At 51.2% G+C, this 24,144-nt stretch carries 24 protein-coding genes; all 24 read right to left on the bottom strand.

The genetic code is table 11. The annotated features are described in order from the left end of the window. Positions 1 to 292 precede the first annotated feature (292 nt). The 24 genes from BLR06_RS10255 to BLR06_RS10140 all read right to left on the bottom strand — a co-directional run bounded on the left by BLR06_RS10255 (position 293) and on the right by BLR06_RS10140 (position 24,100). Positions 293 to 790: a CBO0543 family protein gene (locus tag BLR06_RS10255; protein ID WP_092072422.1), complete on the bottom strand. Its 498-nt coding sequence runs from the start codon at positions 788 to 790 to the stop codon at positions 293 to 295. Positions 791 to 1,045: 255 nt separating this feature from the next. Further along, entirely contained in the window at positions 1,046 to 2,401 is a 1,356-nt protein-coding gene (accC, locus tag BLR06_RS10250) for an acetyl-CoA carboxylase biotin carboxylase subunit (RefSeq protein WP_092072419.1), read from the bottom strand. A 13-nt stretch (positions 2,402 to 2,414) separates the two neighbouring features. After that, complete coding sequence (locus tag BLR06_RS10245; RefSeq protein ID WP_092072416.1) at positions 2,415 to 3,368, bottom strand: DUF979 domain-containing protein; 954 nt, start codon at positions 3,366 to 3,368, stop codon at positions 2,415 to 2,417. Next, positions 3,358 to 4,062, bottom strand: coding sequence for a DUF969 domain-containing protein (locus BLR06_RS10240; protein ID WP_092072413.1), 705 nt, complete (start codon positions 4,060 to 4,062; stop codon positions 3,358 to 3,360). The genes BLR06_RS10245 and BLR06_RS10240 overlap by 11 nt, the downstream gene beginning before the upstream one ends. 43 nt (positions 4,063 to 4,105) lie before the next feature. Further along, a complete protein-coding gene (gene accB, locus BLR06_RS10235; RefSeq protein ID WP_092072410.1) occupies positions 4,106 to 4,576 on the bottom strand; it encodes an acetyl-CoA carboxylase biotin carboxyl carrier protein in 471 nt (156 codons plus the stop codon). Positions 4,577 to 4,598: 22 nt separating this feature from the next. Further along, a complete protein-coding gene (locus tag BLR06_RS10230) occupies positions 4,599 to 5,600 on the bottom strand; it encodes a 5-oxoprolinase subunit C family protein (RefSeq protein WP_092072407.1) in 1,002 nt (333 codons plus the stop codon). Beyond that, entirely contained in the window at positions 5,597 to 6,352 is a 756-nt protein-coding gene (gene pxpB / locus BLR06_RS10225; RefSeq protein WP_092072404.1) for a 5-oxoprolinase subunit PxpB, read from the bottom strand. Before pxpB (BLR06_RS10225) ends, BLR06_RS10230 begins: the two co-directional genes overlap by 4 nt. 30 nt (positions 6,353 to 6,382) lie before the next feature. Further along, positions 6,383 to 7,150, bottom strand: coding sequence for a 5-oxoprolinase subunit PxpA (locus BLR06_RS10220; protein WP_092072401.1), 768 nt, complete (start codon positions 7,148 to 7,150; stop codon positions 6,383 to 6,385). Between the two features lie 234 nt (positions 7,151 to 7,384). Then, positions 7,385 to 8,332 carry a 5-oxoprolinase subunit C family protein gene (locus BLR06_RS10215; protein ID WP_092072398.1) on the bottom strand — a complete coding sequence of 316 codons (948 nt, stop codon included), beginning with the start codon at positions 8,330 to 8,332 and terminating at the stop codon, positions 7,385 to 7,387. Positions 8,333 to 8,477: 145 nt separating this feature from the next. Then, positions 8,478 to 9,260 (bottom strand): 5-oxoprolinase subunit PxpB, encoded by a 783-nt coding sequence (gene pxpB, locus BLR06_RS10210; RefSeq protein WP_245698106.1) that lies wholly within the window; start codon positions 9,258 to 9,260, stop codon positions 8,478 to 8,480. A gap of 15 nt (positions 9,261 to 9,275) precedes the next feature. Further along, positions 9,276 to 10,163 (bottom strand): LysR family transcriptional regulator, encoded by an 888-nt coding sequence (locus tag BLR06_RS10205; RefSeq protein ID WP_092072395.1) that lies wholly within the window; start codon positions 10,161 to 10,163, stop codon positions 9,276 to 9,278. A 106-nt stretch (positions 10,164 to 10,269) separates the two neighbouring features. Continuing rightward, positions 10,270 to 11,190 carry an AEC family transporter gene (locus BLR06_RS10200; protein WP_092072392.1) on the bottom strand — a complete coding sequence of 307 codons (921 nt, stop codon included), beginning with the start codon at positions 11,188 to 11,190 and terminating at the stop codon, positions 10,270 to 10,272. A 221-nt stretch (positions 11,191 to 11,411) separates the two neighbouring features. Then, positions 11,412 to 13,115 (bottom strand): methyl-accepting chemotaxis protein, encoded by a 1,704-nt coding sequence (locus BLR06_RS10195; protein WP_092072390.1) that lies wholly within the window; start codon positions 13,113 to 13,115, stop codon positions 11,412 to 11,414. 261 nt (positions 13,116 to 13,376) lie between these two features. Then, positions 13,377 to 13,943, bottom strand: coding sequence for a nitroreductase family protein (locus BLR06_RS10190; protein WP_217636879.1), 567 nt, complete (start codon positions 13,941 to 13,943; stop codon positions 13,377 to 13,379). Between the two features lie 26 nt (positions 13,944 to 13,969). Next, on the bottom strand, positions 13,970 to 14,971 hold the full coding sequence (locus BLR06_RS10185; RefSeq protein WP_092072387.1) for an NADH:flavin oxidoreductase: 1,002 nt from the start codon (positions 14,969 to 14,971) through the stop codon (positions 13,970 to 13,972). Positions 14,972 to 15,003: 32 nt separating this feature from the next. After that, on the bottom strand, positions 15,004 to 15,570 hold the full coding sequence (locus BLR06_RS10180) for a flavodoxin family protein (RefSeq protein ID WP_245698116.1): 567 nt from the start codon (positions 15,568 to 15,570) through the stop codon (positions 15,004 to 15,006). Positions 15,571 to 15,776: 206 nt separating this feature from the next. After that, the gene (rarD, locus tag BLR06_RS10175; RefSeq protein WP_092072381.1) at positions 15,777 to 16,709 is read right to left on the bottom strand and encodes an EamA family transporter RarD; all 933 of its coding nucleotides are present in this window, start codon (positions 16,707 to 16,709) and stop codon (positions 15,777 to 15,779) included. Between the two features lie 36 nt (positions 16,710 to 16,745). Continuing rightward, positions 16,746 to 17,423: an energy-coupled thiamine transporter ThiT gene (gene thiT, locus BLR06_RS10170; protein WP_173812849.1), complete on the bottom strand. Its 678-nt coding sequence runs from the start codon at positions 17,421 to 17,423 to the stop codon at positions 16,746 to 16,748. 323 nt (positions 17,424 to 17,746) lie between these two features. Further along, positions 17,747 to 18,475, bottom strand: coding sequence for a thiamine diphosphokinase (locus tag BLR06_RS10165; RefSeq protein WP_092072637.1), 729 nt, complete (start codon positions 18,473 to 18,475; stop codon positions 17,747 to 17,749). A gap of 228 nt (positions 18,476 to 18,703) precedes the next feature. After that, a complete protein-coding gene (locus tag BLR06_RS10160; protein WP_092072378.1) occupies positions 18,704 to 19,102 on the bottom strand; it encodes a DUF3887 domain-containing protein in 399 nt (132 codons plus the stop codon). A gap of 86 nt (positions 19,103 to 19,188) precedes the next feature. After that, positions 19,189 to 20,070, bottom strand: a complete 882-nt coding sequence (locus BLR06_RS10155) for a ChaN family lipoprotein (RefSeq protein WP_173812851.1) — start codon at positions 20,068 to 20,070, stop codon at positions 19,189 to 19,191. A gap of 5 nt (positions 20,071 to 20,075) precedes the next feature. Further along, positions 20,076 to 22,055 carry a TonB-dependent receptor plug domain-containing protein gene (locus tag BLR06_RS10150; protein ID WP_092072372.1) on the bottom strand — a complete coding sequence of 660 codons (1,980 nt, stop codon included), beginning with the start codon at positions 22,053 to 22,055 and terminating at the stop codon, positions 20,076 to 20,078. 93 nt (positions 22,056 to 22,148) lie between these two features. Next, positions 22,149 to 23,555, bottom strand: a complete 1,407-nt coding sequence (gene hutW, locus BLR06_RS10145) for a heme anaerobic degradation radical SAM methyltransferase ChuW/HutW (protein ID WP_092072369.1) — start codon at positions 23,553 to 23,555, stop codon at positions 22,149 to 22,151. Beyond that, positions 23,537 to 24,100 carry a flavodoxin family protein gene (locus tag BLR06_RS10140; protein WP_092072366.1) on the bottom strand — a complete coding sequence of 188 codons (564 nt, stop codon included), beginning with the start codon at positions 24,098 to 24,100 and terminating at the stop codon, positions 23,537 to 23,539. Before BLR06_RS10140 ends, hutW begins: the two co-directional genes overlap by 19 nt. Positions 24,101 to 24,144 lie beyond the last annotated feature (44 nt).

Raw genomic sequence — 24,144 nt, 5'->3', positions numbered from 1 at the left:
ATGTAACACAAATCAATTGTGTTACATCGTTTGGATAGAAAATCGGTACATGCTACTACAATATAAAAAATAGACAAAGCACCGTTTTAGACAGGTACTTTGCCAACCAGCCCGGCAGGTATTCCTAGTGCTCTGTAATTCTAAACTTCCGGGTTCTTCTACAACATTCCTTCTGGGATTTTAAGCTGCAGAGCACTCATTTTCCTAAAGCCTGTTTGCCGTACAACAAGATAAAATTGCTACTTAAATCATACCATTTAATTGCTAAATCCGCAAACAACATTCTAGCCGGCTAGCCGGCGTTTTTTCCCCGGGAGAAATATTGACAGCCCCGCCGGTAAAATATGAGGAACGCATGCGACAGTAAAAATGCCAGAGAAACAGTAATAAAGGTAATCTGCCAGGACCAGGTAATATAATTGATCAGATTGGTATTGGCTTCAAGCAGGTATTCGATGATCGTAACAGCCGTGCTAAACAATACCGCATAACACAATTTAGTCCTGAATTTACGATGATCAACGGTTTGATTATACACTAGGCAGAGAACAGGCAAGACCCAGAACTCAAATAACATACTGGTGTCATATAGTTTGGGCCATAACCGTACCGGATATTCCAGCAAATTTGATTCGACCACCAGGCTGCCTAAAATTAGATTCAACTCTCCCTGAAATAAAAAAACAACAATCCACTCACGAAAATTTCGCCAGTCTATCGCAAACACAGCAATAAGCAATGTCGTAAATGCTGCAATTAAGCAAATGATATTTTCCGCATCAGGATTCATTGTTTCCCCCCTTTACCGGCGATTTGACAGACAATCATTGTTCAAAGTGCATTTGTATAAATAAAACATAAATATTCCCTATTTGCTATGCTCAGTATTCTCACAAATACCAATGTAGATACCCGAAAAATTTTAAAATACCACTAAGAAAGCACCCCTGCCTTAACCTAAGGCGCGGGGTGCTTCGGTTGCTGTTATGCTGTTACGATCGCTTTGCCAGCTCAAGAAGCTCGCTTACCGGTGTTGTCCGGTCAGTTAACACCGAAAAATACTGTCATGATGCGTTTCCAAAAACTTAGTATTAAAATCCCCTGACAAGAAAACTTCATGCTCCAGCAATTTTCGGTGAAATGGAATCGTGGTCTTGAGCCCGGCAATTTCAAATTCCGCTAAGGCCCGTTTCATCCGTTCAATTGCCTCCGGACGATTTTTGCCCCAAACAATAACCTTAGCCACCATAGAGTCATAAAACGGGGAAATGCGGTAACCGCAATACGCCGCACTGTCAATCCTCACGCCAAAACCGCCGGGAGCGACATATTGGTCGATTTTACCCGGTGACGGTAAAAAGCCTGCGGCCGGATCCTCGGCGTTTATCCGGCATTCGATTGCCCAGCCGGTGATTTGTACATCCTCTTGCCTAAACGACAGCCGGCGGCCTGCGGCAACTGCCAGCTGTTCTCTAACCAAATCTATCCCGGTAATCATTTCAGTCACCGGATGTTCAACCTGAATGCGGGTATTCATTTCCATAAAATAAAACTTGCCATGTCTGTCCAGCAAAAACTCCACCGTACCGGCGCCGTGGTATTGCACGGCTGCAGCGGCGGCAATTGCGGCCTGCCCCATTTCAGCCCGCAATTGCGGCGTAAGAGCCGGTGACGGAGCTTCCTCCAGCAGTTTTTGATGCCGGCGCTGAATAGAACAATCCCGTTCCCCCAGATAAGCGATGTTCCCCTGCCGGTCTGCCATAATCTGAATCTCAATATGACGCGGTTCTTCCAGATATTTTTCTAAATATACTCCGGCATTGCCAAAGGCCAGTTCAGCCTCGCGGCCGGCCTGCTGAATGGCTTGCCGTAATTGGCTTTCATCCCAGGCGACCCGCATGCCCTTGCCGCCCCCGCCGGCGGTTGCTTTGATCATTACCGGATAACCAAGTTCTGTTGCCAGAAGTACGGCGGAGTCAATATTTTCGATCAACCCGTCCGTCCCGGGAACAACTGGTACGCCGGCCTGCTGCATGGTGCTCCGGGCGACGGCTTTATCGCCCATCTTCCTGATCGCTTCCGGCCGGGGTCCAATAAAAATAATATCATAAGCGGCGCAGGCTTCAGCAAATGCCGCGTTTTCAGCCAGAAACCCATACCCCGGATGAATGGCATCCGCTTTCGCATACTGAGCCGCCGTTAGCAGGCTGGTCATTTTTAAATAACTATCTTTAGCCGCCGCCGGTCCGATGCAATAGGCCTCATCGGCCAGCCTTACATGCAAGGCCTCACGGTCGGCTTCCGAATACACCGCAACTGTGCCGATGCCCAATTCCCGGCAGGCCCTGATAATCCGCACGGCAATTTCGCCTCTGTTGGCGATTAAGACTTTTTTCATCATGGTTTGCTTCTCCTTAGAATACCAAGAAATACATTAACAGCACATTCGCGCCCAGCAACAACAAGGCTGTTGGTATTTGCACCTTGATTACGCCGTTCTTGTCGGGTAAATCCAGCAAAGCAGCCGGCACAATATTAAAGTTTGCCGCCATTGGCGTCATTAATGTGCCGCAGTAACCGGAAAACATCCCGATGGCCGCCAGAATTGCCGGATCGCCGCCGTGCATATTGACAATAAGCGGCAGCCCCACCCCGGCGGTCATGACCGGAAAAGCAGCAAAAGCATTACCCATGATCATGGTAAACAGCGCCATGCCAACCGTATAGGCAAACACCACCAGAAAACGATTGTCAACCGGGATAGCTGCGCTGACCAAATCGGATATTACCTGCCCTACCCCGGCAGCAGCAAAAACAGCACCCAAAGTGGCCAGCATTTGCGGCAGAACAGTTGCCCAGCCAATCGCATCAAACAGCCGGCGTGATTCTTTTACCGATTGTAACGGCTTATCCTTGGTCAGAGCCATCGCCGCCACCCAGGCCAGCACGCAGGCAACCCCCAGACTAACCAGCGTGACATTGGCTTTATCCAGCAGCTGTACGCCGCCAATTGTAACATCCTTTAAACCAAGTGTACCAATCACCGTAATAATCGGGATCAGCAGTGCCGGCAAAAACAACCAGCTGCCCAGTTTTTTGGCTTTCGCGGTACGGTCTGCAACCGTTGCCTCGGTATGCTTGCCCCCACAGACTCCGCCGCAGCCGGCAATGACCGCCATAGCGATTGCAATTAGCCCCATAGTCAGCGGATCAATCATATTTCCCAATAAAAAAGTAATCGCATACAACCCCCAAAAGGCGCCGGTCAGAAAACGTTTGGGATTGGCTGTGTCCCGCAAGGACAGCACAGCAACAACCGCTACCAAAATACCCAGGATATCGTAAATATGACTAAGACTAACAAGCATGTTTGTTCAACTCCTTTTCGCTCTCAGCCGCCTGTTCTACTTCCCGCTGAATGGATTTGTCCAATAACAGCAATCTGGTTCCATGAATAATAAAAGCTGTAATCGCAGTGGGAATACCCCATACGGCAATTTGCAAAGGTTCCAGGATGATGCCGTTTTGCTCAAAAAAGCCTTTCATCAATAGAATCGCCCCAAAGGCAATAAAAATATCTTCACCAAAGAACAAGCCGACATTATCGGCGGAAGCAGCGTAGGCTTTAATTTTATTTCTGGTAGCCTCCGGCAATTTGCCAAATTTGTTTTCGGCGGCAGCTTCAGCCATTGGCGCAATCAGCGGACGCACCAGTTGGGCATGGCCGCCCAGGGCAGTTAAGCCTATTGCAGCGGCGACTTCGCGAATAAACAAATACAATATCAGCAAACGACCGCTGGTAGCAGCTTTAATCTTACTGATCAGCGTCAGGGCCTGCTCTTTTAGCCCATTTCTCTCTAACAGTCCGATGACCGGTAAAGTTAACAAAAATAGTGGCAAATAGCGATTTTTGATAAAAGCCTCACCAAAAACGGTGAGAATTTTTTCTACCGGCAAATTACCGGCCAGGCCGGTGACAATACCGGCGACTACAACTACCAGCAAAGGGTTGAACCGTAAAGCGAATCCAATAATTACTACTGCAATCCCCAGAAGTGTCATACGATCTGCTCCTCTTTTCTATGTTTAAATGAATCAGACTATTTTAAGGTTTGCGCTTTACTAAAAATAAAGGCTGCCCATATTCCACAAACTCCTCGTTGCTGACTAAAACATCAACAATTTCCCCATCAACGCCAGCCGCAATTTCATTAAATAACTTCATTGCTTCCAGTACGCAAACCACTGTACCGGCAGTGACGGTCTGACCGACTTTGACCAGTGGCTCGCCGCCCGGTTCGGCTGCGGCGTAAAAAGTCCCCAGCATTGGCGCTACAATTTCCTGTAAGGCTTCCTGTTCCGGTGCAGGCTGCACCGTTTGCTCCCGCTTGGGCAAATCATCCGCTCGGGCAGGCAGACTTTCCGGCTTGGCTTCAGTCGCCTCCGGCAGCTGCCGGACTGTTGCCGCCTGCTTATTGATCGTCAGTCTTATCGAGGCCTGTTCAAGTTCAAAATGCTGGATGGAAGACTGATCAACGGCTTTAATGATCTCAATGATTTCAGCAGTGTTAAGCATAATACCCCTCCGTTCATGTTGGTCAGGCCAGTTTTAACTGCACTGCGGCCTGTAAGCTGCTAATTGTTTGCTCCCTGGACAGATACAGGCTTTCAGCCTGATCTACAGTGATTTCCTTAAATCTAATTTTCCCGCCTGGTTTTATTTGCGCCAGCTTATCCACATCCACTAACGCCACTTTGGCGATTTTAGGATAGCCGCCGGCCGTCTGCCGGTCGGCCAATAAGATAATTGGATTGCCGTCAGGCGGCACTTGGATAGCGCCGAGTGAAACGGCCTCCGAAATCATTTCCACCGGCTCTTTCAGTTGCAGGGAAACCCCGGTCAGACGGTAGCCCATACGGTCAGACTGCGTGCTGACCTGAAATATTGCCTGCCGGAATTGCTCCACACTTTCTGCGGCAAACAGCTCAAATTGCTCGCCTCTGATCACCCTGATCACAGCAACCGGCAAAGCCTGCCGGATATAACCGGCATCTGCATGCCAGGCCGGGGCCGTTATATCGCCGCCGGCTTGTTGGGCGAAATATTGTTTAAACCGGGCCGCCTGGGCCACCGGAGCATTGATTTCCAGGACATCCGCGGCCTGCAGCGCCCGCCCCTGGTATCCGCCGATGCCGGCTCGCAGATAAGTGCTTTTGCTGCCCATTATCGCAGCGATCTGATATCCGCCGGCGATTGCCAGGTAAGCCCGGCAGCCGGATTTACAAACGCCGAAGCTGAGAATGCTGCCTTTCTTTACATATACGGGCCGCCACAACGGCACTGGCCGGCCGTTTACCACCGGCGACAAATCACCGCCGGTAATTGCCAGCAGCAGGTCTTCATTGACCTGTAACGAAGGTCCAAGCATGGTAATTTCCAGTACAGCTTCCGTTTGTTCATTGCCCACCAAAATATTAGCCAGCCGTAATGCATACACATCCATGCCCCCGCTGGCAATCACGCCATATTTCTGATAGCCGTAACGCCCTAAATCCTGAATAGTGGTCAGTAAGCCCGGCCGCAATACCGTGATACTCACTGGCTTTCCCCCCCGTATTCGGCGTATTCCTGCGGGGAAATCGGCCGGAATTTAATGATATCTCCTGCTTTAAGTAAAGTGGGCGGATTATTTTGCGGGCAAAACAGTTCCAATGGCGTTCTGCCGATCAATTGCCAGCCCCCTGGCGTGGCAATCGGATATACGCCGGTTTGCATTCCGGCAATCCCGACTGTACCCGCCGGAATATTTAACCGCGGCGACTGCCGGCGCGGAGCGGCAATGCACTCCGGCATCCCGCCCAGATAAGGAAAGCCTGGGGCAAAACCAAGCATATACACCAGATACCGCCCCTGGGAATGGAGCTCAATCACCTGCTCAGCCGTTAGATGATTAAATTCCGCCACATACGCCAAGTCCGGCCCATGTTCGCCGCCATAGCACACCGGCACTTCAACAACTCTGGGTGCAGCCTCGGCCTGGGCAGACAATCCGCTGACGATATCCCGCAGCAAACCTCCGGTAAACTGATAAGCAGGCCGGTCTTTCTCCGCCGAATCCTGCTGCAGCTGCTTAATAACAGGCAAATCATAAAAAACAGTCACACTGGCAAAAGCGGCCACATACTCAATAAATCCGGGAAATGGCGCTTTATCCAAATGATCAATCAAGGCTTTTACCCTGTAATGAATTTCAGGAGAAATTCCTTGGCCAAACACAACCTTAACCGCCGTTTCCCCAACCGGCTGAATGGCTATCTCTGAATCAACCGCTATCTGCCTCAACGCTATCATCCGCTCCTGTCCATACTGTATTACTCTGCGTTATTGTTTGGCGACTGCCTGAACATCAATTCCCGCCTCCGCCAAAACGTTCCGTAAGTGACGGGCAAAAGTCAGAGCATGTAAACCGTCGCCATGAATACAAACAGTATCCGCCTGGATTTTAACCGCTTTTCCATCCCGCGACTGCACTGTCTGCTCCCGCACCATTTTAATGACCTGCGCGGCAGCCTGCTGATCATTTGTGATCATGGCATCCGCCTGACTGCGCGGCGTCAGCGTGCCGTCCGCTTGATAGGTCCGGTCGGCAAAAACCTCCTGAGCGGTTTTCAGGCCGAAGCGGCGGCCGGCCTTCACCAACGCACTGCCGGAAAGGCCAAACAGGATGAGTTCAGGATTTACTTTGGCTATTGCCCCGGCGATGCCATCCGCCAGGGCTTGGTTCTTCGCGGCCATATTATACAAAGCCCCGTGCGGCTTTACATGCCGCATTGTCCCTCCTTCCGCCTTGACAAAGCCGGCCAGTGCGCCAATCTGATAAACCACCAGATCGTAAGCTTCCTCAGCGGTAATATCCATAGCTCGGCGGCCAAACCCAACCAGGTCCGGCAGTCCCGGATGAGCGCCGATGTCCACGTTATTGTCCAGAGCCAGCCTTACCGTCCTGCGCATTACCGCAGGATCACCGGCATGAAAGCCACAGGCAATATTGGCTGAAGTGACAAACTGCAGAATTTCCTGATCCCGGCCCAATTGATAAGCGCCAAAGCTTTCACCCAAATCACAATTTAAATCAACCCTGTAAGCCATAACATCCTCCTAAAGCTGTCATTGCAAGACCTAAAGCCGGCCCTGTTCAATGCCTGTAACGGTGTAGAATGAAAAAAAAGGCGCTTCAAACAAAACAAAATCTGTTTTGTCTGAAGCGCCTTCGCTTCGTTCATTCTATTGCACTAACTACCTTGTCACCTATCATAGCATTCAGAAAGCTTGCCGTAAAATTAAAAAAATTAATACGGCAGTTCAATTTTATTGAACTTCAAATCATCCGGCAGACAGGCACAATTCAGCAAAATGCTCATAGCAAATGTTTTCCAGGCGCAGCGCGGCAAGAGCCGCCTGTTCGTCCATTTTGACAAAACGAATGACATCGCCCGGCTTGGCTTGGGCCAGAACAGGCAAATCAGCCCAAAAAACCGAGCCTAGTTTGGCAAATCCGCCGGTTGTCTGATGGTCGGCTGTCATGATAAACGGCATGCCGTTGGCTACGATTTCAATTGCTCCCTGACACATGGCGTCAGAGATAATATCTACTTTATCCAGCGCTTTAAGTTTGGGGCCTTGTAACCCGTAACCAATCCGGTCAGCCTTTGGAGTAACTTTGTAGGCCTGCTGAAAAAATGTTTCCAGGGTTCCGGGCGCAAACATATCCGCCTGCGGCCCCAGCATAACGCTTAACGTGATTTCATTGCTATACCGGCGACTATACGGTAAAGCCAGTCGCCGGGGAATCGCCGGCGTTTGAAAGTCAGCGCCAACATACAGTACATCCCCCGGCCGCAGACTGCGGCCCTCATGTCCCCCTATTTTGGCTCTGGTATACGTCGAACGGCTCCCCAGCACCGGCGGTACATCAAATCCGCCCCGTACAGCCAGATAGGTGCGATATCCGTTCAAAACACCGCTAAACCGTACTTCTCCGCCTTTCGGGACAAAAAAGGATGTCCAATTTTCAAGCTTGGCATCCTTCAGCAGCCCCTGCATATCAGCGCCGCATACTGCGATAAGCTGTTCTTCATCAAATTTAAAAGCAGCGCCGGCGGCCGTCATTTCAAGAACCGCCGCCTCCGGCCGGTTGCCGGCAAGCAGATTGGCCATCCGGGCGGCATACCGGTCCATAACGCCGGCAATTGGCAGGCCATAAGCCTGATAACCCCAGCGCCCTTCATCCTGAACTGTTGTAAAAGCACCTGGCTGAATGATCGTTATCAAGAATATTCCTCCTGTCTGAACGGATTGCTGCTGCCTTTCGCCTTTTTACTTTAACACAAAGAAGCCGAAAACATTCCCCGAGTTACCTGGCATTCACGATGGCCGTGAAAATTAACGCCGGTAATCCCGGGGATGGCATTGCAAGCTATTGTATAGAACCGGTGCTGATCATTTCCTGCTCCAGCTCGCCTTCCTCAGGAAGATACACCCCGGCCCGCACCTGACGGCGAAGGTCAAAATATTCCTCCAGGCTAATCTGATAAAAGTGCAGGTAATCGCCGGCAGAAACAAAAAAAGGCGAGGAGCTGCCGGGATCAAAGGCCTTAAGCGGCGTACGGCCGATCAGCCACCATTCACCCGGGCTTTCGATCGGATATACGCCGGTCTGGTTACCGCCAATGCCGACAGAGCCTGCCGGAATATTGGCCCGCGGCTTTTCCTGGCGCGGCACGGCAATTTTCTCCGGCATGCCGCCCAAATAGGGAAAGCCCGGCGTAAAGCCCAGCATATAAACCAGATACGGTCGCCCGGTATGCAGGGCAATGACTTCGTCCAGCGATACATTGGCATACCGGGCGACAAACTCCAGATCAGGCCCCAGCACACCGCCATAGCAAACCGGCACCCGTACCACTCTTGCCGGTAAAGTTTGTTTATTTTGCGGCTTAATGCCGCTGAGCAATTCCTTAATCAAACTGCTCAAAGCTTCACGTGCAATCGTAAATGGGTCAAAATATACGGTAAGCGACCGGTAGGTCGGCACAACCTCAATAACCCCGGCAACCCGGACAGCAGACAGACGGCGGGACAGCTGCTGTACAAGCCCGTTCATTTGCGGTGAAATCTCGTTGCCAAACTCCACCACCAGACCATGCTCCCCCGCCACCAGCAGCTTTACCTGTTGTTTCAGCTCCCCGATCATGTTCATCTCAGCCTCCGCCTCTCATTTTAACAGTCTTTCCCTGACCAGCCTGATAAACGAACTAATATTGTGCGACAACCATTTCTCTTTGTGATATACCATAAAAGCACTTGTTTGCAATTCCGTTCCCTCCCAGGGCAAAGCAACCAGGGTCCCGGCCGCGATTTCCTCCTTTACGGCAATCAGCGGCAAAACAGTTATCCCCAGGTTATTAACGGCAAACTGCTTAATGGTCTGGATCTGGCCAATTTCCAATATCGACCGGGGGCGCACCGAAGCCTTAGCCAGTTTTTTTTCCAGCATGCTCCGGTAAATACTGCCGGCTTCGACAAAAATCAGGGTCTGCCCTTTTAAATGCCTGGCGTCGATCCGCTCCAGACGGCTCAGCTCATTGCGGGGCGAGGCAGCCAGAACAATAGGTTCAGACCACAGGAAGCTGGCGACCAGATCATGGTCGGAAATGGTTTTCTCTAAAAAAAAGGCAATATCCATCATGTTCTTGCGCAGCAAAAGACGAAAGTCACTGCTTATGCCAAATTTTAGTTTTAATTCAACCTCAGGGTATAAAGAAATGTATTCCTGTAACAACTCACTCAAGTGATATACGCATAACGACTCAGGCATGCCAATAATGATCGGCCCGCGCGGCGAGGCCGAATGATCCAGATCATTCTTGGCGTCCTCAGCCAGCCTGGTAATGCTATCAGCGTACTCATAAAGCCGTTCTCCGTCGGTTGTCAGCATAAGCTGATGGCCAAAACGCTCGAACAGCACGGTATTCAGCTCTTTTTCCAGCAATTGAATGTGGGTGGTTACCGAAGACTGCGTATAGCCAAGAAATTGGGCTGCCTGAGAGAAACTCCCTAATTTTACAATGCACATAAACGTCCGTAACTGCCTGATTTCCAAAGAATTATCACCTCCAAACCCTTTCGCCCTGCCGCGTTTTGACCGGCGCTCTGTAGCCACCGCGGCTGAGCGCGAAGCATCTCGTAAGAACCTGGAAGCGCAGGGGTTATTGAGCGCCAGGCATAAAGCCAATGATCAGCCAAATTAGTACAAAGCTGATCAGCATGGTTAGATTAGCCAGCGCGCCGACAAACTTTTGATCATAATGAAATTCCAGCGCAAACGGAATTGCCGCAACATATACGGGAAGAATAAAACCCAGCAGCAGCGTGTATTTCAGCATATCATCAAACGGCAGGAAATAAAAACATAATCCGCCTGCGGCCAGGCCGATCGCATAGCGCAGCGCTAAAATCCTGACCATATTGCGCCAGTACGCCGGGTTAAAGGAAAAACTCAGATGAATGCCCAGCAGCAGCAAGGATAACGGCATATTGGCCTTAGCCAAAATCCCCGTAATCGCTAAAACAGTGTCCGGAAACCGGAATCCGCTCACCGCCATACAAAATACCAGCACATAGGTCAGCAGCGGAACCGACTTCATCAGTCTCAGAACAATACTTTTCAGCTCCAGCTTCAGGCCATCTGCTGAAAAATAGCCTGCCACCAAATAACATACACCGAAAATAACCAGTGAGTTGCCGACATCGAACATACCGAAATACTGCAGCCCGGCCTGGCCCCAGACAGCCTCCGCCAGGGGATAGGCAAACAGACCGATATTAAATCCCGGCAGCAGCATGCCCAGCATGCCCCTGGTACTTCTCATTTCCCTGCGGAAAACAACCAGAGCAATGACAGTCATCCCTAAACAGTATAATGTACTGATTACCGTAATCATAATCAAAGAAAAATCAATTTGTATCCTGCTGAAGGTCGTAATAATTAATGCCGGCAAAGTAATATTAAAGATGATTCTGGCCAGTCCTTCGCCGTCCGTTTCTTTCACAACCGCCAGTCTTTTAACCATGTACCCCAAAGCAATAATCAATAAAGACAGCAAAAATTGCTCATTAACATTGTTCATATTGTGCTCCATCACTATTAGAAAGTCAGGTACGTATCATGATTCTATTCCGCCGTTCATAAGCAATGACCGAAAAATACGCAAAATTCATCAAAAGCCAAACGATAGGCGCTGTCAAGCCCGGTACACGCAGCTCTTAACAGTGCCATCGTTCAGTGTCGCCTTTGATCACTTTTTGCGTACTTTGCGGTCAAGTCTGAATTGACGGATTAGCTGTTATATTAAATTGTAAACTTTTTAATCACATTTTGCAACTCGTCAGCCATTTTAGCCAGGGACTGACTTGATGCGGCAATTTCTTCAATAGAAGCCGACTGTTCTTCACTGGCAGCCGATACGGTATGGGTCTGATCGGCCGTTTGCCTGCTGATCTGATCAATTTGCCGGATTGACGTGACCACCTGATTACTGCCGGCCGCCATTTGCTCAATCGCAGCGCTGATATCGCTCATCTGCTCCGAAACCTGCCGGATGAGCCTTTCAATATCGGCAAAAGCCAGTCCTGCTCCTTCAACTACCTCGGTGCCCACCCGGACCTCGGTCGTTCCTTTACTCATCGCGCTAACCGCTTCCGTCGTGTCAAGCTGGACTTCGTTAATCAGTCCCGCGATCTGACTGGCCGCATGCTGCGACTGTTCCGCCAGCTTGCGCACCTCGTCAGCGACAACGCTGAATCCCCGGCCCTGCTCGCCGGCGCGGGCAGCTTCAATGGCGGCATTTAACGCCAGTAAATTGGTTTGACCGGCAATACCGGAAATAGTCTCAACAATCTGCCCGATCTCTTTGGAACGCTCGCCCAGCTTAGCCACGACACCGGCGGAATGATTGACCGTTGTTTCAATGCTTTGCATTTGATTTACCGCCTGGGTCAGGGAATTGCGCCCGGCAGCGGCAGCCTGATTGGCTTGTTCGGCCACAGCCGCCACAGTATTGGAATTGCCGGCAACCTGCTGAATGCCGGATGACATCTGCTCAATTACGGTCACTGTAGCATCAACCGCCGTCACTTGTTCCTCCGTTCCCTGAGCAATATCGCTTACGGTCGCCGCAACCTGATTGATCGCCTGCGCTGACTGCTCCGCTCCTTCTTTTAACTCCGCCGCCGAAACGGTAACCTGCTCGGTTGCCAGCCCCACCTGGCCAATCAAACTGCGCAGGTTGCCGGACATTTGCTCAAAAGCCATGACCAGAATGCGAATTTCATCGTTATCGTTATAGCGGACGGTATTTACCGCCAGATTTCCCTGCGCAATTGCTGTTGCCACTGTGACAACTTCACGCAGCGGCCTGGCAATCCGGCGGGAAAAGGCGACGCTCAACGCCAGGGCCAGAACTACCGTTGCCGCAATTGCGGCAATAATAATTCTGGTCGCTGCCGCAGAGGCCTCCCGGCTTTCCCGCACCCGCAAATCCATTCGCTCCGTTAAAAACGTACTGCATTCATCCAGCGTTGTTTCCGCCTTGCGGCTGGCTTCACCGGCGCCGGCCAAATAGCTTAATGCTTGCTGCGCTCCCTGCTGCTGATGAATTTGAACGGTTTTTTCCGTTGCCTGGTGGTAACTGCTTAACACTGCCCGCATTTCCTGCAAGCGCTGTTTGCCTTCCGGCGTAATCAGATTTTTTTCCAGACTGTCCAGTAGCGTCTCCGCTCTTTTCCGGGATTCATTATATTGCTGCAAATAAGCAGCATCGCTTGTCAATAGATAGCCTCTAGCCAAATAGCCCTGGTTTTTCAGTTCCATATTTAACTCCTTTATGTCAAAAACCAGGGGGGCGCTGCGATAAATCAGATTTTCATAACTCTCCCGCACTTCATTGTTTTTGTTGGTTTCATAAACAATCAACAATAGAAAAATTGCAATAACCGCCAAAACAATCATGACTATTTTCGTGCCAATGCCAAACCGTATTTTGGTCTCTTCCATATTAAGACTCCCCCTCCGCAAAGTGCAAATCAGCCCAAATTATAGCACCAGTTGCTCTGACTGTCTACAATAAGACAGTTATTAAATCATTTGTCTTTTCTATGTACTCCATTGGTACTCCTGGTCTTTCCCCCTAGGCTGTCGAGCAAGCGACTGTCCTTGCACCGCACCGTTTTCATCAAGCAGGCCGGCGCAACCCTTTAGTCGCAAAAACAACCTGCGCTCATTACTGAACACAGGTTGTTTGCCTTAAACTTACCGCTACCGGACATAACTGACAACCTTGCCTTTACGGACAGGCGCGGCAACTGCTGCGGCTTTTTTATAGCCGGCGACAACGGAATACAACGGCTGATAACCCTCGGGCAGCTGCAGCCGTTGTTTGAAATAGGACGCTTTATCACCGGCAAACGCGAAAACAGTGAGATTGACCCAGCAAGCGCCCAGCCCCAGAGCTTCGGCGGCCAGCAGCATATTCTGGACGGCGGCGGCGCAATCAGCTCCAACCAGCAGCGCGCCCTCACGGCCTGAAACCAGAATTACCGTCGGAGCGCCATAAAAGATATTCAACCGCTTATTTTTACCCAGTTTTTGAACATGCTCATCCTCAAACCTGGCGGCCGCTTCCTTGGCGCTTGTGTTCAGTTCAGCCAGCAGAGCGGCATTTTGAATGACCGTAAAATGCCACAATTGCTGATTGACTGCGCTTGGCGCATATTGGCCGGCTTCCAGTATCGCCTGCAGCTCGGCCTCCTGAATCTGCTCCTGGCGGTAACTGCGAATGCTGCGGCGTTTTTTTATTGTTTCCAGTACGATATTCACTGCCATGCCGGCGCCTCCTTGTCACACACGATCTACTGTTTTGAATAAAGCTGCTCCACCGCCCGTTTAGCCCAGCCGGAATCCTGCAGTACAGCCCGGCCCACCCCAATAAGATCGGCTTTGCCGGCGGCCAGCAATTCCTCTGCCGCTTCAGCCTCGGTAATCCCTCCGGTCAAAATGACCGGAACCGTCACAGCCTGCTTAACAGGCGCGCTGAGTTCTGAGAAATAGCCCTGCGCCGTGCTCTCAGGATTGACATAACCCGAAAATCCCCCGGAAATGTCAATCACATCCACACCGGCCTCAACAAACGCTTGCGCGGCAAGGATGCTGTCAACAACTGTTGTTCCGCCTTCTGTAAAATCTCCCGCCCCAAGCCTCAGCAGTACAGGATAATGCTTGCCCACAGCGGCCCTGACGGCGGCAATCACCTCTAAATGAATTTTGATGCGGTTGAATACGCTCCCGCCATATTCGTCAGTACGCTGATTGGTCAGTGGCGAAAAAAACTGGTTAAGAAGATAACCGTGCGCCGAATGAATCTCAACACCGTCAAAGCCGGCTGCTTTCACGCGCCCGGCGGCTAAGGCGAAAGCTTCAACCACCGTTTTAATTTCCGCGCCGGTCAACGCCTGGGGAATGCCACCCTGGCGGGGGTTGACAACCGCCGATGGACCAACCGGCTTAATCCCGGTAATCTCCTCACTGGCGGAGCTGCCGGCATGATTAAGCTGAACAACGGCTTTAGCGCCGCTGCTCTTGATAACGCCGGCCAGCGCCCGCAATCCGTCAACCACGCTGTCGTCCGCTGCCGATAGCTGGTTCGCGCTGGCTTTGCCTGCTTGCTGGATATAGCTGTGTTCGACAATAACCAGCGAAAAATAGCCGCCGGCGGACTTCTCCCGGTAGTAATCAAGAATTGCAGCACTCACTTTCCCATCCGCCTCAGCCTTGGCAGTCGCCATTGGCGGCATCACCAGACGGTTGGACAGACCCAATGCCCCTGTAGAGAGTGGCGTAAGTAAATAAGACATTCAGACACCTCCTGCTTTAAATACCACAGTCGTCATACGGTTTGTTTCAGCAATTTGGCCATGTTCCGGCCAAGCGTACGGAAAGTTTCCTTACCCTCCTCATCCTGCTGGACATCACCCGGCTCTAAAGCCAGCGTCATATTCCAGTAACTGGAGCCGGGAATAATCATCTCAGCAATGCCAAAAAAGAAATTGATGGCTGAATAGGTAAACGTGGCGCCCGCTCTGCGGACAGACACAACCGCCGCGCCTACTTTTCCCCGCAGCAGCGTCCCGCCGTTGGCTTTCGAAACATAGCCGCAGCGGTCGATCAGCGCTTTCACCTCCGTCGACACATTGCTGAAATAAGTCGGCGAACCGATAATCACACCGTCCGCCTCCTGTATCTTGGCAATAAATGAATTGATCTCATCATCCTGCCTGATACAGCGGTTATTCTGCGTTTCCCAGCACCTGTTGCAGGCCAGGCAGCCAAAAACCTTGCGGCCTCCTAACTGAATGACTTCAGTTTCAATTCCTTCTTTGTGCAGTTCAGCCAGAACAATTTGAATACTTTGCGCCGTATTTCCATTGCTCCTGGGACTGCCGTTAAACGCCACAATCTTCAATAAAACCAACCCCTTTGCATAGCATTACCGGTTCTTGCCGGAAGTATTTAACCTTATGCTAAGGTTAATCAATCAAATTCGTTTTTACAAGTACGCACTTATTGGTAGCATAGTATCCATTTGGATACCATCAATAGTATGCCAAAAAATAGTCCTGCGGCAGCATTGCCGCAGGACTATACAACTTTGCCAAGACACTAGGATCCAATAGAACGCTTTTTCAGAATACGCATCTCCAGCTGAATAAAAAGCGATGTTTTCGACAAGGAAAATACCATGAGCGCCAGCCAGATAAAAGTGAAGGAAAGAAAATGAACAATAGTAAAACTCTCATGGTAAAGAAATATGCCCAGCATTAATCCAATGGTTGGCGACAAATATTGAATTAAACCCAGTACTGTCAGCGACAACTGATTGGCGCTCCTGGAAAATAACAGCAGCGGAATGGCTGTGACAATCCCGGAACCCGCCAGCAAAACCGAGGTTAAGGACAGCGGCAGGCCAACCAGGCTGCCGGCCGCCTGCAAGTATACCAGATATCCGAGGGCAAACGGAGTAATCAGCAGCGTTTCCAACGTGATACTGGTAATCGCGCTAACCCGGGCCACCTTTTTGCAAAGCCCGTACAGGGCGAAAGAAATTGCCAGCGTTAAGGATACCCAGGGGACAGACCCAAAATGCACCACCATATTCAACACGCCAATCGCGGCCAGAGCTACCGCTGCCAATTGCCAAAAAGACAATTTCTCCCGCAGAACCAGAATGCCGATCAACACATTAAATAAAGGATTGATATAATAGCCCAGACTTGTTTCAATTACCCTGTTGTTATTCACTGCCCAAATATAGACAAACCAGTTAATGCTAATTAGCAGCGCTCCCGCAGCCACGCCCAGAAATTTTTCAGGTGAAGCCGCCACTTGCCGGCATTCGGTGCAAAAAGCCTTATGCGTGTTCAGTATTACCAGAACAACTGCCATAAAAACAAATGACCAAACAATCCGTTGCGCCAAAATCTGCTCTGGCGGGACTTCGCTGACAAGCTTCCAGTAGATGGGCAATACCCCCCACAAAATATAAGCTCCGGCTGCCATCATCAGGCCATTGGCGCCTTTTTTTGTCTGTTCCATTGACAATCTGACCTTTCATATAGGATATCCTACTTCTCAATTCTTTTGGCGCGGCATTGGCGCTTCAACCGGCCCGGTCTGAAGCGCGGCCTTTACACCCATTTGCAGTAAAATGCGCTGTACCGGCAGCACCCTCAGAATAATCAGGCAAATTGCCAGTTCCGGCCCCAGATAAGCTGCGTTAAAGGACAGGGAATACCAGTAAGGCGATACGCCGGGCGGCGCATAACTGGCAAAAAAAACCGCGCCGGAAATAAAGTGGCAGGCAAACCGGCCAAGAATGCCGGCGGCAGCCCCCAGATACATCCGGTTCCTGAAATAGCCAGCCAGGCCAAGGGCCATATAGGGCAGGGGATAATCCAGAAGCAGCTGCACCGGATGCAGCAGATAAGGGTCCTGGATCAAATTGATCATTCCATAGGCAAAACCGGCCAGATACCCGCCAGCCGGTCCGTACCGGAAAGCGATCAATAACAGCGGAATCATTCCGCCCGGCGTTATGCTGCCGCCCTGGGGCAGGTGAAACAGGCGAAACGTATGCAATATTACCGTTACGGCGAGTAAACAGCCAATATGAACAAGCATCAGCGTGCTTATTCTCCTTTTCCTGCTATAAGCTAACCCGGACAGCAAGACAGCCACTGCCGCCAGCGTAAAAATACCTGCCTGGTGTTCAAGCAGCAACGCCGGTTTACTGCCCAGTATCATTTCCATCCGCTGCATCTCCATTCCCTCTGCACAATTTTTTGAAACCCCGGCGGAGCCAGCTTGCGCAAAGCCCACCCTTCACCTGCCGAAAATAAAATAGTTTCCGGTTCATAAAACAAAACGCGGGCATTCCGCATAAGAATGCCGCGCTATACGCAATCGCTTTCCCCCCGGCTTCCCGGAACAGGGCAAACAGCCCCTTGGTCTGCCGTTGCTGCACTTCCCTAACAAGTCTTTCATGCCGTCGCCGGTACTTCCGTCCCCCGTAAGCAGGGCTATCTATCTCTATAGTATTGGGCCGACCGGTATTTGTCAACAGCAATAAAGCATTACCGGCCGGCTAAAGACTCTTCATCCCAGCAAAAATAAATACCCAGCCAGCCAGTCTTAATGCTTACCGTAATTTGCGTACCCGCCAAACGGTTGCTTACGGCATAAGGCAGGGAATCCTCCAGCTCAACACCGTCCAGCGGCCAGTGAACGCCATCAATACATACCCCTGAGCAATGCCCGCCCAAAGGCAGCAGGGAAACGGCCTGCGGCGGCGCGGTTACTTTTATTTCCGCTGAATCCCCGCCCTTTAATAAAATTAGTGCTTCCCTTTCGTCCGCGGCGCAGCAGCCCCACAGGCCAAAGCCTTCGCCGCCCTTCAATGAATAAATATTGCTAAAGGCATGATCAAAACGTCCTCCCCATACCCCGGTTACAACAACCATTGCCTTTCCGTACACCAAACCGGCTGTTTGCAAAGCCAGCTGCAAATCCGTTAACGTCTTCTCCGGCGGATAACGGTCCACCGGAATGCCCAGCTCCTTTCCCCAGGCCCAGTCCGCCCTTGCGGCGCTGTCTCCGTCGCCAATCAGCCGTTCCGGCCTGATCTTGCCTGCCCGGCAAACCTCAATACCACGATCCACACACCATACTGGACAACGCCCGGCAACCTGAGCCAGCCAATCCGCAGCCGGCCGTCGTCCTCCGGCGACCAGTAAAAGCTGCGCCTTGGGCAATTCCCGGCCAAAAACACAAGACAACTGAGGCAGTTCCAAAACATTCTTCATCTCATTTTCCTCGCCCTCAACAATGGTCTCGTTTGCTGTCTCGCCGGCAAATAAGGGGCTGACACGGTAGAACGCCCGCCAGCAATCCAAAGACGGCAACGCAGCAATAGCTGAAAGCCATTCAACAGGGGACAGGTCTCCCTGTTTTTTGCTAAGCCTTAAGTATCACCGAGGAGCGGAAGATCGTTATGCAAACGGAGGTTAAGCGACAGCTCCTTGCAGTATTGATTATTTACGAAGATTGGGCGAGTCCAGCCAGAAGCCGGAAACGTAGAGCTGCCCGTTAAGCTCGCTTACAACAGTCCGGACAACAACCTTTTGCTGTTCCTTGCTAAAAACGGCATGATAAATCATGATTTTGTAGCCGTCCTTTTCTTCCATCCCGACAAATTTCCGGGAAATATAATCACCAATTTTGGCTTTAATATCAGCATGTATTGTCCTAAAATGTGCTTCGGAGAAATTTTCTTTCATGCCCTGGTCAAAATCGCTGGAAAATTTGCGGTAATTATTTTCATTTAAGCCGGTTAACAGCCTGTCGGTAACAGGATCCGCCGCAGCTTCGGCGCCGCCGGCCAGGGAAAACAGCAATACTACGATTAAGAGGCATACTTTTTTAATAGCCATTGAACATTCCCCCTAATTCATTGATTACTTAATATATTGGCTTGTGCACCGCAAAATCCCTTTTCCGAAAGGAAACGAAATGCAAACTACTTCTCCCCCTGTTGACCAGGCTGCTGCAAAAAGATAATAATATCGCCTGCATTCCGGTACCGGGGCGGCAAATTGGCCAAATCAGCCGGATTTTCAGTATACACCGGAGTGATTACCGCTACTTTCAGCTCAGGCCGGAGCATTTGCAGTTTTTCCACTACGCCCAGCCGCTGCCGGCTGTGAAAATCCCCCTGATAGTGAATTAGTTTATAGTCAGGCCGCTGTCTGAGAAAATCGGCGATGCTTTCCGCCATTGTATCATCCTTCAGGCACTGGGCCTTGTAATAGCGATCCAGGTTTTCCGCTCTTACCGGCATTTGCCCGCTGCCCATTAGGGCCATAAACCTGCGCCGGTATTCTCCGTCCGGAGCGGAGTGAAGCTGCGGCAGATACATTTCCAGTTCAGCCCCGACTCCCGCCAGGGAACCCGTTTGGGCGTAATGGGCCGCCGCCTGGCGGGGAATATTTGCGGCCAGCACCGGCAACGCCTGCGCCTTGGCAAATTCGACCAGAGGACGGTAAGCCTGACGGTAATTTTTCCAGGGCCGGGACTTGTCCAAAAATTCAACTTCGGTAAGCCTGCCTGCCAAATAACTGTCAAGCTGCCCCTGCACATCGCGTTCAAACATTTCCAGCGACACGGCCAGCTTATTGTCCCTGGCAAAAACATTTTGTAAAAGTCCGTACTCCAGCTGGTGCAATACATCGTTGTCATGATACTCGCCAAAAATAATTACCTCATAGGGATCCAGCACTTCCGCCAGCTGTCCGCGTTCCAGCTCGCGGCCGGCGGCGGTGTAAATCCGGACATCAGGGCCGGCCGCCGCCGCCGCAGGTATGGCCATAACCAAAATCACCGTCAAGATGACGTTTAACATTCCTCTCATAGTTTAAAGGTCATGCCCGCTTGCAGGATAGCACCCAGCAGGTTGAGCTCGATATCTTTTTTATTGAAAATGTTTTCCACGCCGACATAGCTGCTGAAATTGTCGTTCCACTTCTTATTCACTGAGATATTCCATAACGCATAGGTTTTGTTGATTTTACTGCTGGAGGAATAGAGATAGTCTTTCTTCCATTCGTTCCACAGTACGGCGCTTATGCCGTTTTCCTTGCTGTCGTCATAGTGCAGCTGCACCGTTCCCTGCTGCTTGGCGCGTCCTTCCAGCCTTTGTCCGCTTGTGCCGGTGGCGTCAAGATAAGTATAATTCATCTTCAGGGTAATTTTATCGCTTAAATGGCGTCCGATTTCAAATTCCACCCCGTCAATGTCCGCTTTATCCTCGTTGAGATAAGTCGAGTCAGCCCGCATGCCGACGCCTGGAATGAAAGAAACCTTGGTCTTAGTGCTGATGAGATCGGTGACATCATTCACAAAATAGGTGAGTTTTCCAAAAGTGGCTCCCTTCTCGCCTTCTATGCCCAGTTCATAACTGGTTGATTTCTCCGGCTTCAAATCGGGATTGCCGGTGACATGCACGGTCATGCCGCCCATAATTTTGGTCATCTCCATATACATGTCGTCCAGCGTCGGGGCTTTAAACCCCTTGCCCACATTGAGCTTTAAACGATAATGATCATTCATTTTATAGGTCATGCCCACTTTAGGGCTGGCGCTGCCGGAGAACTTGTTGCTGTCATCATAACGCACGGAAGGAATGATCAGCAGGCGGTCATTGACCAGCCACTCATCCTGCACGTAGAAAGCGGAATAATCAATATCAGCCTGTGAGCCTTGCTTTGTCAGATTGCCGTAAGTGATATCAAAGACTTTGTCATTTGTGCCGATCCGCGTTCCCCGGTATTTTTCGGTCCGGTATTCACCGCCTGTCGTCAGCAGATGCCGGTCGCCGATCTGGGTGGACACATGGCCTTCCAGCGTCCAGGTTTTCCGCTTGGATACATCAAAATCCGCCAGGGAGCCGTCGGCCAGCAAAAAGCCCTTGTTGGTCTTATCATGTTCACCGTAGTACGTTCTTATCTGATAATCACCGTTTGACGTTTTGCCCCGGAACCCCAGGCTGTACTGATCGCGGGTATTTACATAATCGTCATTGCGCAGCGCTCCCGACGTTTCGGTGCTGCGGCCGTTTAAATCCTCCCGCAAAAGATTGACCGAAACATCCAGATACTGGTCTCCGGCCAGATCATAGGTGCCTTCCATATTCAGGTTTTCCCGGCGGCCAAACTGGTTTTTGGTGGTATTGTCGGCATTTTCATAGGCGTCGGTTTCCGTCCGGTCGGCGCTGATAATCCAGGACCACTTGCCGCTTTTGCCGGTGTCATAGCGCATCGCATAATTGTCGCTGCCAATGCTGCTCTTATCGGTATAGCGCTGGGGACTTAACGAAAATGTAAATTGTTCCTTCTCGGGCTTGCGGGTAATAATGTTGATGACGCCGCCCAGGGCATCCGAACCGTAGAGCGAGCTGACCGGCCCCCGGACAATCTCAATACGCTCCACGTTCTCCATATTGATCCGCTCCAGCTCATAGGAATTGGCGGTAGAATAACTGCCCTCCGAAACCAGCCGTTTTCCGTTGACCATAATCAGAGTATGTCTTGTTGACATGCCGCGTACGGTTACATCGCTGCCGGCCATAGCCGGACTGCCGACATTGATGCTTGTCGCCATTTTCAGGGCGTCAGCCAGATTATTCGCCCCGATTTTGTCCAGATCTTCCCTGGTGATCACCTCAACCGCCGAAGGCGTTTCCTTAATTTCCTGTTCGGTCCGGGTGGCGGTAACCACCACATCCCTGGTGTTAACCGCTTCTTCAGCCGCATAAACCGGCATAGTCAGCGCCGCCAGTACCGACATAGCAAGCAATGTCAGCTTTTGGCCATGAAAAGGTTTGTTCATTGTCCAATTCCCCCTAATAAGTAATTGAAAATAAAAAAACTCCATGCGGTTAAAACCGTCATGGAGCTCACAGGCTCTCAAAGCTTCCGGGTATCAGCCCTGGGCAGCAATTGGCTGCACTTCCACCGCATGTTCGCCGTCTAAAAGGGCATGCAGGCATTCCAATACCGACTGGGCAATATTCATATACCAGAACTGTCCGGACACCGTCAGTTTGGCGGTAACCGGGCCACTTTGCAGCAAGCCGCGCGCTTGCCAAAGTTCAAGCAGCGGGTCTAACTCTAACACAGCAGGCCCAAACCGGGCGGATAACAGCGAAAGGTTCAAATAGCCGCGTTCCAGCTGGGCCACGACAGTATTGTGCAACTCACTGCCGGCCGGCTGAACGAACATTCCGGCAACCGGTTTACAGCCTGCCGCCACACTTTCCATGTATTTGCCGACATCCCGGTTGAGGAACATCGTTACACCGTCAAGATTGCCGCCCGCGCCCGCGCCAAAGGGAATGACATTGCGGCCGGCCTTAGTGAGCACATTGTACATACTGCGCTCGCGGTTGGTCTTGGCCCAGTGGCAAATACTCAGCCGGGAAAATACCTGAGCCGACAGCTCGGCTTCGGCCACGGCGAACATTCCGGCCTGCTCGGCGGTAGTGGCCGCCGGCGGCAGCTTGCCGGCATGAATCGCCTGTTGCAGAGCGCTGTCTTGAAAAATATTTAACTGATACAAATCCATACCGTCAATGGCAGCGGTTTTCAACAGCGCCAAATCCTCATTCCAGATTTCGCCGGTTTGATTAGGCAGGCCATAAATCAGATCAATAATGACCGCCGCCTGGTTATAACCGCTCAGGCGCTCAAGCCGCTCCAGAATGGTCCGGGTATCATCCAGACGGCCGACAGCCCGCCGCACGTCTGTATCAAAGGACTGAACTCCAATCGACACACGGTTGACCCCGTTCGCCAGCCATGCCTCGATTTTGTCGGCAGTCAAATCATGAATCCGCCCTTCCAGGGTTAGTTCATAATCATTGGCCAGCGGCAGGCAGTTCCGGACAGCGCTCAGCAGTCTGGCAGCGTTTTGGGGCGACAGCGTACTGGGCGTACCGCCGCCGATAAACACCGCATTGACCGGTCCGCCGGCCAGATAAGGGCTGTCTTTGCTCATTTCCAGTTCTTTAATTAAACTGTTAATATAGGCGTTTTCCAGTTCATCCTCCGAATAATTCTGAAAAAAACCGCAATACAGGCAACGGTGCCGGCAGAAAGGAATATGAAGATAAGCCGCCCGTTCCGCCGGCTTGGGCCGCTCTCCCACCAGCCTTTGCCAGGTTGACTGCCACTCGGCGGGCATGACTGGTTTCCCCCGGACGCCGGCATGAACCACCCGTTTACGGGAAAATGCCTCTGTCAGCGGCTCCCCGGCAGCCGTTCCGACAGTCAGAGCATACTGCTCGGCGCTCATGTTCGCCAGAATCTGCTTTAGTTTGCTACCCCGCAAGCACCATTCACCTCACTTTCGCTCTGTCCGCCGGACGGACAGAGCTTATGTTTAATCCCGGTAAAGGTCTCCCTGGCTGCCTGCAAATCCTGGGCATCCGGATGTTTGGCCGCTTCCCGGTGGCGTTCCAGCCGGTCCGGCGTAAGGGCATGGGGATGGCCGTCCGGCAAGTCCTTGAATTTCTCAATTAAGCGCGGGTCCACCTTGCCCTGACAGATAAAGTCGCCGACCAGTTGGTTCGTGTCATCCAGCAGCGCAGCGGCATTTCCCATGCTGTTTGCGGCATGCGCCGAATCGGGATAAGCCCCCAGTGTGGCAAATAAAGCAACTTGCTTGCCCTTGATGGTCTTAAGATAGTCCTGGGCCTTCTTGTCGGCAGTCCCCCGGTCCACCCAAAAACCGACGGCCACAAAATCATAATCATCCGCCGGCGGCGCTGTTTCAACCGGAAACAACGAGGCTGCTGAACCAAAAACCCCGGCAATTGCTTCCGCCACTTTTTTGGTATTGCCGGTAAGACTGGAATAAACAATTAATGTACGCATACAAAACCTCCTGCTGATCATTAAATTTGGCTATACACTTTGGC

Source organism: Dendrosporobacter quercicolus (assembly GCF_900104455.1).
Classification (GTDB): Bacteria; Bacillota; Negativicutes; order DSM-1736; family Dendrosporobacteraceae; genus Dendrosporobacter; species Dendrosporobacter quercicolus.
The sequence above is the reverse complement of the archived record's forward strand: the minus strand, read 5'-3'. Positions and strand labels throughout refer to the sequence as shown.